Raw genomic sequence first — 17,719 nt, 5'->3', positions numbered from 1 at the left:
TTCTTTGTTGAATTTTTTAAATAGACAATTCCTGTGAAAGTTTATAAAGGTCCAGATCTAACTTATGCTTTCTGCTAAGCGCTTCAATAATATCATAATCCACCAGGCGATTATTCTCCAACCCTACAGCCCGGCCGCCCTTACCTTCAATTAAAAGCTCAACAGCCCGTGCCCCAAGCCTGCTGGCTAAAACCCTGTCGGCTGCCGTTGGAGAACCGCCGCGTTGCATATGACCCAATACGGACACTCTCGTATCAAAGTTTGTGGATTCTTGAAGCAGTTTGCCAAACTCAACTCCGCTAGTGACACCCTCAGCCACAATGATGATGCTATGCTTTTTGCCGCGCTCCTGACCCTTGCGCAATCGGTCGGCGATATCATTCAAATCATAGTTTTCTTCAGGAATCAGGATGGTTTCTGCCCCTCCTGCAAGCCCAGCACATAGGGCGATATCGCCGGCATCTCTTCCCATTACCTCGATGACAAAAGTTCGTTCATGTGATGTGGCTGTATCTCGAATTTTATCGATTGCATCAATCACCGTATTTAATGCTGTATCAAAGCCAATGGTTATATCTGTGCCTGGGATATCGTTATCAATTGTCCCTGGCACTCCGACGCAAGGAAAACCCTGTTCTGTCAATGCCTTTGCGCCCCTATAAGAACCGTCTCCGCCAATGACGACAAGCCCCTCAATACCGAGTGCCTTTAATTGTTGAATTCCTTTTTGCTGTCCCTCTTTTGTCTTAAATTCAGGGCAGCGGGCAGACTGAAGCATTGTGCCGCCACGATGGATAATATCGCCAACAGACCCTAGCTCTAGCTTTTTAATGTTTCCGGAAATTAATCCTGCATAACCTCCGTAGATGCCATAAACTTCGACATTATGAAAAATTGCTTTCCTTACAACTGCACGAATGGCCGGATTCATTCCCGGTGAATCCCCGCCGCTTGTCAGTACACCGATTTTTTTCATGATCATCACCTCAGTACTGTAATGAGAAACCTAAAAGAAAATGACGGGAAGGACAATGTATGTATCAAATTATGATTCCTTCTCCTATTATTTACATAAAGTCATTGAATATTAATAAAATAACATGAAGAAATCCCTATAACAACTGAATCACATCGGATAAACCAATAGACGAAATAGTTAGTAAACTGCAACCGTTTTATTTATCAATGACAGCGATATCATTGTCTAATTTGTGAATTTCTGATGGAAGTTTGCTTGGACTTGCTAAATGAAAAACGCGCCCGGCAAGAGCACGTTCTTCTTTAATTTACACTTAATAAATCATTGATTAAGCCATATTCGCCGATTGTCCGGAATCGATTGTATCGGTCAGCGATTAATTCCTCTTCGGACAGATGCAAAAGTTCTTTGAGGCTAGCGGTCAGAATTTTTTCAATTTCCTCCGCCTGCTTCTTTACATCCTTATGGGCGCCGCCCTTAATTTCAGGAATGATTTCATCAATAACCCCTAATCCCTTTAGATCGGGGGCGGTAATTTTCATCGTTTCAGCGGCAGTTTTCGCATGTGCGGCATCCTTCCACAATATGGCCGCAGCTCCCTCCGGCGAAATGACGGAGTACGTGGAGTTTTCCAGCATATAAATGCGGTTGCCTACTCCAAGAGCAAGAGCCCCGCCGCTTCCGCCTTCACCAATGACAATGCAAATTACCGGTACATGCAACCCAGCCATTTCAAATAGATTTCGGGCAATTGCTTCACTTTGTCCGCGTTCTTCAGCAGCCTTTCCCGGATAAGCGCCCTTAGTATCGATGAAACAGATAATTGGACGGCGAAATTTGTCCGCCTGTTTCATTAACCTAAGCGCTTTTCTATATCCTTCTGGATGCGGCATGCCAAAATTCCTGCGAATATTTTCTTTTGTGTCCTTGCCGCGCTGATGGCCAATCACTGTCACCGGCAACCCTTTAAATTTGGCAATGCCGCCGACAATGGCTTCGTCGTCCGCAAACGTACGGTCACCATGGCATTCAAAAAAGTTTTCAAACAGAAAGGAAATATAATCAAGCGTTGTCGGCCTCTCAGGATGCCTGGCGATTTGAACCCGATCCCAGGGCTTGATATTTTCATAGATATCTTCTTCAAGTTTTGCCAGTCTGCCCTCCAATTTCTGGATCTCTGAACTTAAATCCACATCGGCATTTTTGGTAAACTCTTTTAATTCGGTTATTTTTTTTCTTAATTCAATGATTGGTCGTTCAAATTCCAATTCTACTGCCATGTGATCTCACCTCTTGGCTGATGAATATCAAGAATATCGGTAATCTTTTCAACTAGATCAAGCCGTGAAATAATCGCATCCAGCTGGCCGTGCTTTAGCAGAAACTCCGCCGTTTGAAAATCCTCCGGCAATTTTTCGCGAATGGATTGTTCAATGACTCTCCGGCCGGCAAAGCCGATTAATGCACCTGGCTCAGCAAAGTTGAAGTCACCCAATGATGCGAAGCTCGCAGAAACGCCTCCGGTTGTCGGATGGGTCATAATCGAGATGATTAACCCGCCATGATTGCTAAATTTCTTTAAGGCAACACTTGTTTTCGCCATTTGCATTAGGCTTAGTGCCCCTTCCTGCATTCTCGCACCGCCTGATGCAGTAAAAATGATGAACGGCACGGAAAGTTCATCCGCTTTTTCAATCGCCAGGGTAATTTTTTCCCCGACAACCGATCCCATACTTCCCATCCGAAAGGTAGAATCCATAATCGCCGTCACAATTTTGTGGCCGCCCACTGTTCCAATCCCGGTTATTACAGCTTCATTAAGACTGGTTTTTTGGCGGTCGGCTTCAAGTTTCTCCAGATAACCCGGGAATTGCAGTGGATTTCCTGAAATCATGTTTTCATTTAGTTCTTGAAAGCTTCCTTCATCAATAAAACTGGCAATCCGTTCTTTCGAATTCATTGGAAAATGGTGTTCGCAATGTAAACATACTTTCACATTTTTCGAAAGTTCTTTCGTATACATGATCTTTTTACAAGATGGACATTTTGTCATAATACCTTCGGGAACGTCATTTTTCGCCGCTTCGGTAGGAATGGTTGCATACTTTTTCTTCTTCACTTGGTTTTTTGTAAACAAATCTTTAAGCGCCAAAAATTATACCTCCCTTTATGCCACTGGCAGATGGCATGTTTCCCCATTTTTCGCTCTACTCAGCAGTCTTTCTATCCACATTAAATCCCATACCTTTTAACCGCTAAAAAGTGGTCAGACCACCACAAGATTAAAAATGCCCTTCATGGGCTTGTACAGATTCCAATATAAATGAACAACAGTTTAAAATGTGTTAGTATTTGTCGTCAATCAATAGACAAATTTCGTAATTTACAATAGGCAGAAAGTGTTTTTTGTTCATTTTTTTCTGCAAGTGCTTTAAACAAAAGAAAATAGTCTTTTCGATCATAATGAACAGGGTTTGCTATTAAAGCATTATAATAGTCCTTTAGGATTCCCCATATGCGTGAAAACAAATGGTTTTCGGCACCTTGTACAATCTGGCAGAAAAAGTCGTCATCATGGAATTGTGCCGTTTCCGACAGCCATTTTTCCATACTATATATCATGGCATCATCCATTTTTTTAACCGCCAGTCGCAGACAATCCATTTCTAACAGATATTTTGTTTCATATACATCACTTTTTGCTTTTTCATCCTGCAAAATGAACGTGCTTAGCAGCTGCACCAGCTGATGGCCGTGAAAGTCACGGATAAAGGTTCCTTCCCCCCGCCTGGTTTCAATCAATCCAAGCAGTTCGAGCGCCCTTAATGCTTCACGAACGGAAGAGCGCCCGACATTCAGGCGCTCAGATAATTCACGTTCAGATGGGATTTTATCTCCTTGCATTAATCCATCAGCTGCAATCATTTCTCTTAGCTGCTTCACGATTTCCAAGTAAACTTTTGAATTAGCCAATTACTTAATCACTCACTTTTTCCAATTAGAGCGAGCCGCTTGGTTTTTTCTTTGATTTCCTCAGGGTCGACCTTAATCCTGGCAACGCCTGTTTCCATCGCCGCCTTAGCAACGGCTGCTGCCACATTTGGAGCAACCCTCGGGTCAAATGGTCCCGGTATGACATAATCGGCATTTAATTCCTCGTCACTGATTAAACCTGCAATAGCTTCCACCGCAGCAATTTTCATTTTTTCATTAATATGTGTTGCCCGAACATCTAGTGCGCCACGGAATATGCCAGGGAATGCCAAAACATTATTTACCTGATTTGGAAAATCGGAACGCCCTGTCCCTACCACTTTTGCTCCCGCTTCTTTTGCCGCGTCCGGCATAATTTCCGGATTAGGATTTGCCATCGCAAAAATGATCGGATCCGGATTCATGGATTCAACCATTTCTTTTGTTAATGCACCAGCAACTGACACACCAATAAATACATCCGCACCTTTGATGACATCCGCAAGGCTTCCCTCAATACTATCTCGATTGGTATACTTTGCCACTTCGGCCTTGACCTCGTTCATGCCAGTCGGGCGGCCTTCATAAATGGCACCCTTGGTATCGCACATGATGATGTCTCTAACACCGTAGCTGTATAATAATTTGATAATTGCAATCCCAGCAGCTCCTGCACCGTTGGCGACTACTTTAATTTCTGTCATCTTTTTCCCTGTTAGCTTTAGGGCATTGACAAGGCCTGCCGCGGTTACAATCGCCGTTCCATGCTGATCATCATGGAATACTGGGATATTCGTCTCTTTCTTTAATCTTTCCTCAATTACAAAGCAATTTGGAGCGGCAATATCCTCAAGATTCACCCCGCCAAATGTTGGTTCAAGGAGCTTAACCGTTTCAATAATTTTTTCGACATCGGTCGTGTTTAAACAAATGGGAAAAGCGTCTACACCAGCAAAGCTTTTAAATAAAACCGACTTTCCCTCCATGACCGGCAGTGCAGCCTCCGGCCCTATATTGCCAAGACCGAGCACAGCTGTCCCATCGGAAACAACAGCAACCATATTGCCTTTCATTGTATAGTCGTAGACTGTTTCTGGCTTCTCGTAAATCTCCTTGCATGGCTCAGCCACACCAGGAGAATAGGCCAAGCTTAAATCATGTGCGTTTCTGACTGGCACCTTTGATTTCGACTCCAACTTTCCTTTGTTAATACGATGCATATGCAATGCTTCTTCTCGTAAAGTCAAGATTGGTCACCCCTTGAATGATTAGAAAGATAAATAATCCGAATAAAAAAACTTGGTGGTCAGACCACACACGTCTCTTTAACACTATAACATATCTTCGATAGTTGTAAAGAATTAATCTTTAAGAACAACGTTTTGGGAGCCTAGGAATTGCCTCAAGGACTGGAGCAGCGATTGTGTTGGATTCACCTTGACTGCATCCCCAAGCCGCACCGTTTTTCTGGTTTCTTCGTAGTGTAGGACAACACTTGCAGCCCCCTTATTTTCCCTCAACAATTGATTGATATGCTGCAGTGCTAGCTCATCCTGTTTATCTTTCACAATTTTCAAATATAGTACCGGCTGAGTTTTTGATTTGCTTGTTAACCACTGTTGTATTTCAAATACCTGCTGAATAATAAACTGCCGCTTATCATGGCGTTCCTCAACTTTCCCTTCAAGAAGCGTGAATTTCCCTTGTGATAAAAATGGCATGAACCTCCTGTATACATCCGGGAAGGCAATCGCCTCCATTTCGCCGCTTGAGTCGCTGACCGTCAAAAAGGCCATCGCTTCGCCCTTTTTTGTTCTAATCGTTTTTTTTGCCGCGATATAGATGCCTGTTGAAACCCTTCGCCCATCCTTATTTAATTGATACAAAGGCTGTGCTCCGCATCTGGCAAGTTCTTTTTCGTATATCGAAATAGGATGGTCGGAAAGATAGAAGCCGAGTGCTTCCTTTTCAAAAGTCAGTTTCATCTCCTGGCTAATTGGGTCGACCATTACATATTTTGGTTTAGGTATCAATTCATCTTCGAATAAATCAATTTGACTTGAGTCATCCGGCTTAAAAATTTGCGCATGGTCGATTGCGACATCCAGGCTGGCCAAAAGAACGGCCCGGTCCTGGCCAAATTCATCAAAGCTGCCGGAATGAATCAGGTTCTCCATCGTTTTTCGATTGACGGCCTTAGATGAAACTCGAATGCAAAAATCAAAAAGGTCGGCAAATTTTTTTCGTTTCCGGGTTTGAAAAATTTCCTTCAATGCCGCAGCGCCAACACCCCTAATCGCCGCCAAGCTGTATCGAATTTTATCGCCCTCCACCTGGAAGGAAAACCCGCTTTTGTTAATGGAGGGTGGCAATATGGCAATATCCATTTGCTTTGCTTCCAAAATATACTGAGCAATTTTTATATCATTTCCAATGGCCGATGTCAGCAACCCGGCCATAAAATGCAACGGGTAATTCGCTTTTAAGTAGGCAAGCTGATAGGCAATCATACTATATGCCACCGCATGGCTGCGATTAAAGCCGTAATTCGCGAAGCGGACAATCAAATCATAAATCTCATTCGCCAGGGTCTGGCCATAGCCTTTCTTTATTGCGCCATGGACGAAGTGGGCCCGCTCTTTATCCAATACTTCCTTTTGCTTTTTCGAAACCGCTCTTCTTAACAGGTCTGCTTCTCCAAGAGTGAATCCTGCCATCTTTGATGCAATCTGGATGATTTGCTCCTGATAGACAATGACTCCATACGTATTCTCGAGTATCGGCTGCAAATCAGGGTGGGGATAATGAACTGCCTCGCGCCCATGTTTCCTGTCAATAAAAAGCGGAATATTTTCCATCGGTCCCGGCCGGTACAAGGCATTTACAGCAACAATATCCTCAAACCGCGACGGCTTCAGCCGGACCAGCACCTTTCTCATCCCTTCCGACTCCAATTGGAATATTCCGGTTGTATCCCCTCTTGCCAATAAATCAAAAGTGGCAGCGTCATCAAGGGGAATCGAACGGATGTCAATCCTTGTCCCACTGTGGCGATAAACTGAGGACAGGATGGTTTCAAGCAAGGTTAAATTTCTGAGACCGAGAAAGTCCATTTTCAAAAGGCCCAGTTCCTCAAGATATTCCATGGTATACTGCGTCAAATAAATGTTGTTCGAGCCCTGCTGAATGGGAATCAAGTCAACTAAAGGCTTCTCGCTAATCACAACACCAGCGGCATGGGTTGAAGTGTGTCTGGGAAGACCCTCGAGCTTTAATGCCGTATCGAAAAGCCTTTTGTTAAGGTCCGACTCATTTATATACCTTCGAAGACCCTCGGATTCATTAAAGGCTGTCTTTAATGTTAAGCCAGGACGTGAGGGTACCTGTCTTGACAACTGCTCCAATTCCTTCGTATTAAGTCCGAACGCCCTGCCGACGTCCCTTAGTGCCGCCTTTGCGGCAAGCGTTCCAAAAGTGGCAATTTGGGCAACATGGAGCTCACCGTATTTGCGTGCAACATACTCAATGACTTCGTCACGCCGATGGTCAGGAAAATCAATATCAATATCGGGCATCGAGATCCGCTCGGGATTTAAAAACCGTTCAAATAGCAGGTTGTGTTCCAGCGGATCGACGTCGGTTATATATAAAACATAGGCAACCAGCGAGCCGGCCGCCGATCCCCTGCCCGGTCCGGTCAAAATCCCGTGTTCACGGGCATATTTCATAAAATCCCAAACAATTAAAAAATAATTGCTAAATTTCATTCGTTTAATCACGGACAATTCATAGGCAAGGCGCTCGATGTAGGCCTGTGCAGGATTTTGAAAGCGCTCGTCAAGTCCTTTTTGGCAAAGCTTTTCGAGAAATCCATCGGCAGGAAGCCCATTTTCTGTCGGATAGGTCGGCAGGTACGTCTTATTCAATTCAATATTGATCTGGCATCTTTCCGCAATAGTAAGCGTATTTTCCAGCGCATCCGGCATTTCCGCTAAGCAGTCCGCCATTTCATCTGCCGTTTTTAAATAAAATTGGTCGCTCCCCAGTTGTTCGCGATGATCATCCTGCAATTTATCTCCATTTTTAATGGCCAGCAGGCATTCATGGGCAAATGTATCTTCTTTCTCCAAATAGTAAACCCGATTGGTTGCCACCAATGGAATATGCAATTCCTTCGATAACGCAATTAATTGATCCGCAATGGCAGACTCTTGTTCCAGTTGATGATTTTGAAGGGACAGGAAAAAGCTTTCCCTGCCAAACAGATTGGAATATTTTAAGATGAATTCTTTGGCAGCGTCCAACTGCCCATTGAGGATGGCCTGTTCAATTTCCCCCTTAATCCCCGGGGTGATGGCAATAAGACCCGCCGCATAATGTTTTAACCATTTAAACGGGATGCCCTTTTCGGCCTTTGTTTGGAACGCACTGGATATTTTTAATAGATTATTAAAACCTGCGTCGTTTTCAGCAAGAAGGACAAGCGGAAAGGCTTCATTTTCTGTCCGCTCGCTCGCCACATCCACGGTAAGGCCGATGATCGGTTTAATATTTTGCTTTTTACATAGCTTATAAAACTCGATTGTCCCGTACATCACATTTCGGTCGGTCAGCGCCAGAGCGCGGAATCCCTTATCCCGGGCATTTTCAACCAATTCCGGTACCGATGCCGTGCTTGACAATAAACTATACGCGCTATATACATGCAGGTGAATAAAAGACATGCTTGTCACACCCTTACACTTTTCTCAATTTCTATTATAGAGGTTTAGGGCAAAAAAGGAAAATATGTTCTCATTTTGTTGATTCATATTTGAATAGGGTTGTCCATATAAATGGTAGTAGTGCATTCCATTATAAAGGCGGTGGAAAAATGAAAGAACTAGGCTTTTTCCCAGCATTTATCGAAAGCTATTTTATTGCTTTAGGCGTTGTTCTCGGGGGGGCGCTGATCGGGGGAATTGCCTCTTTTTTAACCGGACAGCCTCCGCTTACTACCGTATACCGCTTATCATCTGCTCTCAGGATATGGGCAATTGTGGCAGCCATCGGCGGCACGTTCGATACTGTTTATACGTTTGAACGCGGTTTCTTAGAGGCAGAAACAAAGGATCTGTTTAAGCAGTTTTTATTGATACTATCCGCCTTGGGCGGGGCTCAAACCGGAGCTTTGATTATTAATTGGCTGACCCAGGAGCATATTGCATCATGAGAATCCCGCCTTATTACCGCAAACCCTCCTGGCAGCGTTTTTTTTCGGGGATGGCCATTGGCGGAGCGATCAGCTGGTGCATTTTCTTGTATATCTTTGGTGTCTGGCAGGAGGAAAATTCCAAACTCATTCAAACTCAGCGGGAAGAAATCAGCGAATTGAAGGACGAAATCAAAATTTGGCAGGAGGATTATGCAAACCTAAATCAAGAAAACCTTGAAAAGATTACGGTTCAAAAAATTAACATCAAAATAACCAACTCCGAAAAGTATCGGCTTGACGACTTCAGTGTGTTTCAAGCGGAGGAGGCGGTCAGGGATGATATCAAAACAGTGCTGGCAAAGGATTTGGAAACCGTCGCCAAAAGTAAGGACATGCTAAAAAAAATCATCGAAAACAAGCCGATCACCTTAAACGACAAGCGCTATAAGTTCAAGGTAAAAGAAATGGTCATCTATACCACACTAACAATCCAGCTCGAATTACAGTTTGATGAATAAGAGGCTGCCACAGGCAGCCTCAGGCTGTCGAGAAACTTTCGACAGCCTTTATTTTATATAACTACTTTAACAATTCACCGCGTTAATTTATTATAATGATATTAATCCAAAACTATTCGATATGTCTGTTGATTTGCGCTCCAGGCACTTCGCTTTCCGCGGGCGTGCCTGGGAGCCTCCTCGGCGCAAGCGCCTGCGGGGTCTCCCACTGCCCCGTACTCCCGCAGGAGTCTTCGTGCCTTCCGCGCAAATCAACAGGTGTTATTAATAAGTTAAGAAGTTCAACCAATAATTATTAAAAATAAGTGATGAATTCAATGTTTAAGTCTAAAGAGTCTAGTCAAAGTGAATTTGAATTTGTGTCTATTGATGAATTAGTTCCGGATGATCACCTTCTTCGTTTAATTGATAAATATGTAGACTTTTCATTTCTTCTTGAAAAAGTACGTCCATTTTATAGTGATGATAACGGCCGTCCATCTGATCCCCTTATAAATACAAATCTGATTCGAAAAAATGTGAAAGCTGCCCATTTTTATCCGAATGCACACGTTCAAAAAATAAGGTCAAAGTAGTAACACGACATGTTTGGGAGGAGTACAAGGAAAAGATAAGAGTAAATCGCTTATCTAATTCAGGAAAAGAACTTTATAAATTTAGAAAGGAAAAAATTGAGCGAAGCTTCGCAGACTCAAAAGAGCTGCATGGGCTTCGCTACTGCCGGTTGCGGGGAATAAAAAAAGCAAGTGAGCAAGCGCTTCTAACCGCAGCTTGCCAGAACATGAAAAAGATTGCGACACATTTATTCAGGTTGGAAAAGGTGTGTTGCAATACTTCAGGTTGATTATCTCCTGTTGATTGGAGCGGAAGGTGCGAAGACTCCTGCGGGAGTACGGGACAGGGGAGACCCCGCAGGCGCGGAACGCGCTGAGGAGGCTTCCCGAACCGCCCGCGGAAAGCGAAGCACCTGGAACGGAAATCAACAGGCCCCCTAGCAGGGGCAATTTTAATAAAATCGGCCATTCAATTTCCATTAAAATAAAAAATTGCCGAGAAATATACCCTTTCTCGACAATCTGAGGCTGCCACAGGCAGCCTCTATAATTATGATTTACATACAGCATGCAGTTCCTTCAAGACTGCATCCATTTCATCCCATGAATGGATTGAGGCGCCAGAGGCGAGTGGGTGACCACCACCATTAAACTTGCGGGCAACACCATTGATAACCGGACCCTTCGAGCGCAGCCGGACCCTTATTTGATCATCCTCTTCTATGAAGAAGACCCATGCCTTAATTCCTTTTACATCGCCTAAATTGGAAACCAGCAATGACGCTTCTGCCGGTCTGGCATCAAATTCCGCCAGCAGATCCTTAGTTAAAACCACGGACCCGACACCATTTTCCTGAAGCTCAAAGTTTTGCAGGATATAACCGTTCAACTTGATAATATTGGCGTCCAGTTCATACATGCGGTCAAACAGTTCAGGTCTGGAGAAATCGTAATGAATTAATTCACCGGCATAGGCAAACGTTTTTTCCGTGGTACTTGGATAAAGGAATCTTCCGGTATCACCGACAATCCCAGCAAATAGCAGTCTTCCCGCCTCATCATTCATTTTCAGACCTTGGTCTTTCCCAAATAAATAAAAATCATAAATCATTTCGCTGCAAGAGCTTGCCGTTGTGTCCACCCATAATAAATCCCCATAAGGGTCTTCATTGGGATGGTGGTCAATTTTTATCAGCATATCTCCTAAAGAATACCGCTTGTCGCAAATCCTCTCCTCGTTTGCCGTATCACAAACAATCACAAGGGCGCCTTGATAGGCTTCATCATCGATGGAATCGAGTCTGCGCATGTAATGAAGGGTGGGCTCCTCTTGACCGACTGCGTAGATGTTTTTCTTAGGAAAGGATTCCTTAAGGATTGCTGCGAGGCCCCCTTGAGAACCGTAAGCGTCCGGATCCGGGCGCACGTGACGATGCAGAATGATTGTGTCAAATTGTTTAATCGTATCCAAAATTTTCTGTTTCATAAAGTCTCCTTTATTCGTAAATCGATGGTAATGGTGGCATTTTTGGTTCATTATAGGTAAAATAGTAAATGATTTTTTAAACTGGAGGAACCAATATGTTCGTGCTTGTTGTTTTAATCGTTATTTTATTTGCCTTTTATTTATTTTATAAAACAAAATATTTCAGAAGCAATCGCCCGGTCGAAAAAAAATGGCTGTCCGCCAAATCGAATATTGCTCTTGGGCTGTTTGTACTGCTGTTTGGAATTAATTCATTTTTCGTGAACCCGTCAACGGTCACCTACATTGTTGGGGCCATATTCATTGTGTATGGAATCATGTTCAGCTGGACCGGATTTAAGAAATATAAACATTATCTTCCGTTTGCCATTGAGGAAGCGGAATTGCTGGAAAATCAAAAATAATTGGAGCCGCTTCTTTGTCTAGAAGCGGCTTTTTTTAGGTCCTATCTAACAACTGGCACATCATCATTGCTTTTCCAACTAGTATCCCTTCATTGTATACTTCGACATCGACCTTTCCAAACTTTCGGCCGACCTCGAGGATTTTCGGATAGATCTCCAGGGTACTTTCCATTTGAACAGGTTTTATAAAGTAAATCGTCATATTTTCAACGACTAGATCACCTTTTTTATAGCCTTTAAGCACACGATTGGCCGCTTCGGAAACAATAGTGGTGAAAACGCCGTAAGAAATAGTGCCAAGATGATTTGTCATCTGTGGGGAAACCTCACAAGTGAAGGCATCTTCCCCCTTGCCTCTTCCCTGCATCAAAACCATTTGGTTCGTCACGATATCATCTAGCGTTTCACCAACTTGCGGCTGGCGTTGATTCATTTGCAGAGCCTTTAAGACATCTTGCCTGCTAATCAGCCCTTCCAGTCGATTCGAATCATCGGCAACCGGAAGAACCTCAATCCCTTCCCAAACCATCATATGGGCTGTTGAAGCGACACTTGTTTTTCCGGTCACAGTCATCGGTTGTTTGGTCATAATTTTTTCAATCGAAATATCAGCATTCTGACCCAATACATCCTTACTAGTTACCATCCCTTGAATCTTCATATTGTGGTCAACTACCGGGTAGCGGCTGTGAGTCGTTTGCTGATTTAATTCGTGCCATTTTTCCACCTTATCGGATGTTTTCAGATAAAAGGTTTCCGATAAAGGGGTTAAGATATCCTCAACCAAAATGATTTCTTTTTTAATCAATTGGTCGTAAATGGCGCGATTGATCATCGTGGCGACTGTAAAGGTATCATAGCTTGAAGAGATAATTGGCAGTTCCAGCTGGTCCGCCAGTTTCTTTACTTGCTCTTCCGTATCAAACCCGCCGGTAATAAGGACGGCCGCCCCCGCTTTCAGCGCAAGCTCGTGTGCCTGTGTCCGGTTTCCGACAATCAGGAGGTTGCCGGCCTCGGTATAGCGCATCATGGCCTCGAGTTTCATGGCACCGATGACAAATTTATTCAAGGTTTTATGCAGCCCGGTTCGCCCCCCTAAAACCTGGCCGTCAACGATATTTACAACTTCGGCAAATGTCAGCTTCTCAATATTTTCTTTTTTCTTTCGTTCAATCCGTATCGTTCCGACCCGTTCTATCGTGCTGACGTAACCTTTATTCTCCGCTTCCTTAATGGCGCGGTAGGCTGTGCCTTCACTCACATTCATGGCCTTGGCAATTTGCCTGACCGAGATTTTCTCACCGATTGGAAGTTCATCGATGTATTCCAAGATTTGTTCGTGCTTTGTCTTAGTGGCCAAGACCTTCACCCTTTATAGTAAAATTCTTTTTATCCGGTCAACAGATATCTAAATTTCATTATAAAGTTTAAAAAGCCTTGATTCAAATGAGATTTGGGGCCAGTCAGATAAAATTCAATGAAACGAGCGTTTTTTGGTACGCTCAGACGAGAGTTTTTGCAACTGCTTTTTCGGCGTATAGAGCAGGCCTGTCAGATTTCCGGCAATGACGAATAACGCAAACACCAGCCAAGAAATCGCGAAAATACCTTCCAAGCCATGTGTGGATACCGACAGCCTTGGCACTGCAAAATATAACATGAAGGCACTAAGCAGCAGACATAACAAATAGCGGTTCTTTTTCAATTCGACTTTCCTCCTTCAAAATAAAAGACTGCTTGTTCCATCTTTATGCATATCGGAGGAAAAAAAGTAGTTAAATTTCGATTGCTTCACCCGGCTGAAGCACTTTTCCATTTTTAGCTTCCAGTAATTCAATAAAACGATTCGGATCCTGTTTAATTGGCGGGAAGGTATTATAATGGATAGGTACTACCATCTTGGCATTCAACAATTTAGCCGCATAGGCAGCATCCTCCTGCCCCATGGTAAAGTTATCTCCAATTGGCAGGAAGGCCAGGTCGATTGAATGGCGTTCACCAATTAATTTCATGTCGGAAAATAACCCCGTATCCCCAGCGTGGTAAATGGTCTTCCCTTCGCTGCTAAACAAAACGCCAGTCGGCATACCGCAATAAATGATTTCGTTGTTTACCGTAGCATAGCCTGAGCCATGGAAGGCCTGTGTCAGTTTCACTTTGCCAAAATCAAATTCCCAGGCTCCGCCGATATTCATTCCATGGGTTTCAACTCCCTGCCAGCCAAGATAGGTCGTAAGGTCGGCATTGGCAACGACCAACGACCCGCATCTTTTGGCAATGGACACGGTATCTCCGACATGGTCGTTATGTCCATGGGTTAGAATAATAGCATCGGCATGCACTTCATCAGCCTTTAAATCTGTCAAGCTATTGCCGGTAATAAATGGGTCAATTAAAATAGTTTTTCCATTGGTGTTAATTTGAACGACAGAATGTCCATGATAGGAAACTTTCATCTGATTTTCCCCTTTCAAATTCGTGATAAATACTACTTCCATAAAAGTTCAAGAATTCCTTCCACATTTTTCCCATAATCACCCTGTTTTAGCATATCCTAAAGTATGATAGTTTACAATTAATCATTAGATTGTTACTCTCAAATAGGAATGAGATTTTAACAGGGAGGTCCCTAAAAATGAATCAACGGATTGAAAAGCTGCAAAGCTGGATGAAGGAAAACGATATTGAGGTAAGTTTTGTCACTTCATCGGAAAATGTTTTTTATTTAAGCGGATACTATACCGACCCGCATGAGCGCTTACTGGCCCTCGCCGTTTTCCAAGAGGAAGAGCCATTTTTGGTTTGTCCGGAAATGGAGCTTTATAATGCAAGGAACGCTGGCTGGCAGCAGGAAATTATCGGATTTAACGATATTCAAAATCCATGGGAAATGATTGTGGCTGCCATCAGAAAACGCGGCATTAACGTTGGGAAAGCTGCGATTGAAAAAGAACACATGAATGTGGAACGCTATGAACAGCTATCAGAATTGTTCCCGAACGCAGCATTTGTCTCTGCTGAGGAAAAATTAAGAACGCTCCGTATGATTAAGGATGCAAAGGAATTAAAAATCCTAGAAGAAGCCTGCGCTCTTGCGGATTTTGCCGTTGAGTACGGTGCCAGTGAAATCAAAGAGGGCAAAACTGAACTCGATGTTTTAAATGCGATTGAGTACGCCTTAAAACAAAAAGGCGTAACAGAAATGTCGTTTTCGACCATGGTGCTGACCGGTGCAAACGCAGCTTCCCCGCACGGAAATCCAGGCTTGACCAAAATTAAAAAAGGCGACCTCGTGCTATTCGATTTAGGCGTAGTCGTCGACCGCTATTGTTCCGATATTACCAGAACGGTTGCGTATGGGGATATAAATGACAAGCAGAAAGAAATTTATGATACCGTGTTAAAAGCACAGCTAGCTGCACTCGAGGCAAGCAAGCCGGGGGCTACTGCTGCTGAAGTGGATCAAACTGCCAGAAAAACTATTACCGATGCTGGGTACGGCCAATATTTTCCTCACCGACTCGGCCATGGTCTTGGAATCAGCATTCACGAATATCCATCAATGACCGAAACAAATCCGTTAGTCATTCAGGAAGGCATGGTTTACACAATTGAACCAGGCATTTATGTTCCTGGGGTAGCTGGCGTACGAATTGAGGATGATGTATATATAGGGTCAAATGGAGCGATTGCCTTAACCAAATACCCGAAAGAACTGCAAATCATTAAATAGTCAGGTTGGCTTTTTTTAACATTGCAGTGACTGTGCAAATGGTGTAATATACAAATACAGGCTGCGTTGTTCGTAATGATAATAAAGTTTTAACCTTTAAGCTGTAATAGGGAGTTTAAACACTGAAGCCGAAATGACAAGCCTCTGTCTATATGACATGGAGGACACGCAGGAAAGCTTCTAAGAACACCCACTTTGAGGAGTGGTGGTTTAAAACTTTCTTATATGAAATACGGCAAATGCGGCTTTACAAAATTGGGTCTTTCAAACCAGCTTCCTAGAGATGCTGGTTTTTTTGTTGTAAACAAACATATGGGAAAAATAAAAGAGAGCCAAACAATAGCTCTCTTCCGATCAACCTATCCCAACAGTTCTCTTGCGTCTTTGTATTGCAGTCCGAGGGATTCGGCCACTGCCTTGTAGGTTACATGGCCAGCTAGTGTGTTAATCCCCTTTAATAATGCCTCATTTTCCAAGCATGCCTGACGGTAGCCCTTATTGGCAATTTGCAAGGCGTATGGAACCGTTACATTTGTCAACGCAATTGTCGATGTTCGTGGAACCGCACCCGGCATATTGGCAACTGCATAGTGGACGACCCCGTGCTTTACATAGGTTGGATTATCATGCGTGGTAATCTGGTCAGTTGTTTCGAAAATACCGCCCTGGTCAATCGCAATATCCACGACCACACTCCCAGGCTTCATTGACCTGACCATCTCTTCGGTCACAAGTTTTGGGGCTTTGGCACCCGGAATCAGCACAGCGCCAATCACCAAATCCGACTCTTTCACCGCTTCGGCAATATTGTACGGATTGGACATAAGCGTTGTAACATCTGCCCCAAAAATATCATCCAACTGTCGGAGACGGTCCGGATTCAAATCAATAATTGTTACCTTTGCGCCTAGTCCAATTGCCATTTTTGCCGCATTTGTGCCGGCAACCCCGCCGCCAATAATGGTGACTTTCCCTCTTTGGACGCCTGGAACACCTGATAGCAGGATCCCCATTCCGCCATACACCTTTTCCAAAAATTGTGCCCCAACCTGGGCTGCCATACGTCCAGCCACTTCACTCATCGGCGTTAATAACGGCAGGCTGCGATTGGGCAACTGTACCGTTTCATAAGCGATGCCGACGACTTTATTGTCCATTAACGCCTTTGTTAATTCCGGTTCCGGGGCTAAATGTAAATATGTAAACAGGATTAAATTTTCACGAAAATATTGATATTCAGTTGGAAGCGGCTCTTTTACCTTCATGACCATGTCCAATGCCCAGGCATCCGCCGCAGAATCTACAATTGATGCACCAGCAGACCGATAATCCTCATCCGTAAAACCAGACCCTTCTCCAGCCCCTTTTTCAATAAACACATTATGGCCGGAATGCACCAGGTGCACGACTCCCGCTGGTGTCATGGCAACCCGATTCTCATTGTTCTTTATTTCTTTAGGAACACCTATCCGCATATCAATACCTCCGCAATGATTTATGTGAACAATTTCATTCTATCAAAAATTTCACTGTTTCCAAAATAATCCTTAAAATATATTGAAGGCCACGCCAATAAATGTAAAAGTATGGAAGGGTTTGGGGCATACAAAAGGACTGTCCTTCGCAGGTGGCAGTCCTAGTTGCTTTTTCCTATCTATCGTTTGCAGTGAAATCATCACTATCAGCTATTGCAGTCCCCTGGTCAACATAACCGCTATTATATGAATCCATGATTTGTTCACTAACCAGATTGGCTCCTTGATCGTCAAATTCAAAGGTATATTGCTTATTTGGGTCCATTTTGCCCATGTCAAAAACCTCCCTTCGGTGTTTGCTACCCCTTTATTGTTCGAAAAATTGCAACAGTTATACATTGTT

At 43.6% G+C, this 17,719-nt stretch carries 17 protein-coding genes, 1 other RNA gene and 1 pseudogene; 7 read left to right on the top strand and 12 right to left on the bottom strand.

Translation table 11 applies throughout. From position 1 onward, the window contains the following. Positions 1-16: 16 nt before the first annotated feature. The 6 genes from pfkA to dnaE form a co-directional block, all read right to left on the bottom strand. A complete protein-coding gene (pfkA, locus tag M3234_RS20065) occupies positions 17-976 on the bottom strand; it encodes a 6-phosphofructokinase (protein WP_066311300.1) in 960 nt (319 codons plus the stop codon). A gap of 305 nt (positions 977-1,281) precedes the next feature. Continuing rightward, positions 1,282-2,259: an acetyl-CoA carboxylase carboxyl transferase subunit alpha gene (accA, locus tag M3234_RS20060; protein WP_262306420.1), complete on the bottom strand. Its 978-nt coding sequence runs from the start codon at positions 2,257-2,259 to the stop codon at positions 1,282-1,284. Further along, positions 2,250-3,131, bottom strand: a complete 882-nt coding sequence (gene accD / locus M3234_RS20055) for an acetyl-CoA carboxylase, carboxyltransferase subunit beta (RefSeq protein WP_262306419.1) — start codon at positions 3,129-3,131, stop codon at positions 2,250-2,252. The genes accA and accD overlap by 10 nt, the downstream gene beginning before the upstream one ends. A 206-nt stretch (positions 3,132-3,337) precedes the next feature. Beyond that, positions 3,338-3,952, bottom strand: a complete 615-nt coding sequence (locus M3234_RS20050; RefSeq protein WP_311315670.1) for a FadR/GntR family transcriptional regulator — start codon at positions 3,950-3,952, stop codon at positions 3,338-3,340. Between the two features lie 8 nt (positions 3,953-3,960). Further along, the gene (ystJ, locus tag M3234_RS20045; protein WP_262306418.1) at positions 3,961-5,199 is read right to left on the bottom strand and encodes an NADP-dependent malic enzyme; all 1,239 of its coding nucleotides are present in this window, start codon (positions 5,197-5,199) and stop codon (positions 3,961-3,963) included. Positions 5,200-5,313: 114 nt separating this feature from the next. Next, on the bottom strand, positions 5,314-8,676 hold the full coding sequence (gene dnaE, locus M3234_RS20040; RefSeq protein ID WP_262306417.1) for a DNA polymerase III subunit alpha: 3,363 nt from the start codon (positions 8,674-8,676) through the stop codon (positions 5,314-5,316). Positions 8,677-8,825: 149 nt separating this feature from the next. Here dnaE and ytrH point away from each other — a divergent pair, with 149 nt between their 5' ends. From ytrH to M3234_RS20025, 4 genes and pseudogenes are all read left to right on the top strand, one after another. Continuing rightward, the gene (ytrH, locus tag M3234_RS20035; protein ID WP_262306416.1) at positions 8,826-9,164 is read left to right on the top strand and encodes a sporulation membrane protein YtrH; all 339 of its coding nucleotides are present in this window, start codon (positions 8,826-8,828) and stop codon (positions 9,162-9,164) included. Next, positions 9,161-9,664, top strand: coding sequence for a sporulation membrane protein YtrI (ytrI, locus tag M3234_RS20030; protein WP_262306415.1), 504 nt, complete (start codon positions 9,161-9,163; stop codon positions 9,662-9,664). The genes ytrH and ytrI overlap by 4 nt, the downstream gene beginning before the upstream one ends. A 308-nt stretch (positions 9,665-9,972) precedes the next feature. Next, positions 9,973-10,239, top strand: coding sequence for a transposase (locus M3234_RS29895; protein ID WP_464514954.1), 267 nt, complete (start codon positions 9,973-9,975; stop codon positions 10,237-10,239). Beyond that, a pseudogene (locus M3234_RS20025) lies at positions 10,158-10,508 on the top strand (transposase); the annotation flags it as partial. The gene M3234_RS29895 and the pseudogene M3234_RS20025, both read left to right, overlap by 82 nt. Positions 10,509-10,768: 260 nt before the next feature. Here M3234_RS20025 and M3234_RS20020 read toward each other — a convergent pair. Then, entirely contained in the window at positions 10,769-11,704 is a 936-nt protein-coding gene (locus M3234_RS20020; protein WP_262306414.1) for a DHH family phosphoesterase, read from the bottom strand. Positions 11,705-11,799: 95 nt separating this feature from the next. Between M3234_RS20020 and M3234_RS20015 the strand changes: the two genes are divergently transcribed. Next, positions 11,800-12,108 (top strand): YtpI family protein, encoded by a 309-nt coding sequence (locus M3234_RS20015; protein ID WP_262306413.1) that lies wholly within the window; start codon positions 11,800-11,802, stop codon positions 12,106-12,108. A gap of 34 nt (positions 12,109-12,142) precedes the next feature. On the opposite strand, the gene M3234_RS20010 is transcribed toward M3234_RS20015, so the two are convergent. The 3 genes from M3234_RS20010 to M3234_RS20000 form a co-directional block, all read right to left on the bottom strand. Beyond that, entirely contained in the window at positions 12,143-13,468 is a 1,326-nt protein-coding gene (locus M3234_RS20010) for a CBS domain-containing protein (RefSeq protein ID WP_262306412.1), read from the bottom strand. Positions 13,469-13,582: 114 nt separating this feature from the next. Beyond that, positions 13,583-13,813 carry a hypothetical protein gene (locus M3234_RS20005; protein WP_262306411.1) on the bottom strand — a complete coding sequence of 77 codons (231 nt, stop codon included), beginning with the start codon at positions 13,811-13,813 and terminating at the stop codon, positions 13,583-13,585. Between the two features lie 70 nt (positions 13,814-13,883). Further along, entirely contained in the window at positions 13,884-14,564 is a 681-nt protein-coding gene (locus M3234_RS20000) for a metal-dependent hydrolase (protein WP_262306410.1), read from the bottom strand. 179 nt (positions 14,565-14,743) lie between these two features. On the opposite strand from M3234_RS20000, the gene M3234_RS19995 reads away from it, so the two are divergent. Both M3234_RS19995 and ssrS read left to right on the top strand, forming a co-directional pair. Next, complete coding sequence (locus M3234_RS19995; RefSeq protein WP_262306409.1) at positions 14,744-15,841, top strand: M24 family metallopeptidase; 1,098 nt, start codon at positions 14,744-14,746, stop codon at positions 15,839-15,841. A 55-nt stretch (positions 15,842-15,896) separates the two neighbouring features. Continuing rightward, a non-coding RNA gene (gene ssrS / locus M3234_RS19990) (6S RNA) lies at positions 15,897-16,093 on the top strand. Positions 16,094-16,200: 107 nt separating this feature from the next. Here the strand turns inward: ssrS and ald are convergent. Together ald and M3234_RS19980 are read right to left on the bottom strand one after the other, a co-directional pair. Beyond that, positions 16,201-17,316 (bottom strand): alanine dehydrogenase, encoded by a 1,116-nt coding sequence (gene ald, locus M3234_RS19985; protein WP_262306408.1) that lies wholly within the window; start codon positions 17,314-17,316, stop codon positions 16,201-16,203. Between the two features lie 175 nt (positions 17,317-17,491). After that, positions 17,492-17,650 carry a hypothetical protein gene (locus tag M3234_RS19980; RefSeq protein ID WP_172799216.1) on the bottom strand — a complete coding sequence of 53 codons (159 nt, stop codon included), beginning with the start codon at positions 17,648-17,650 and terminating at the stop codon, positions 17,492-17,494. Positions 17,651-17,719 lie beyond the last annotated feature (69 nt).

This window comes from Neobacillus niacini, assembly GCF_023715785.1.
In the GTDB taxonomy this organism is placed as follows: domain Bacteria; phylum Bacillota; class Bacilli; order Bacillales; family Cytobacillaceae; genus Neobacillus; species Neobacillus niacini_E.
Note: the sequence above shows the minus strand (reverse complement) of the source record. Positions and strands in the feature narration are given on the sequence as shown.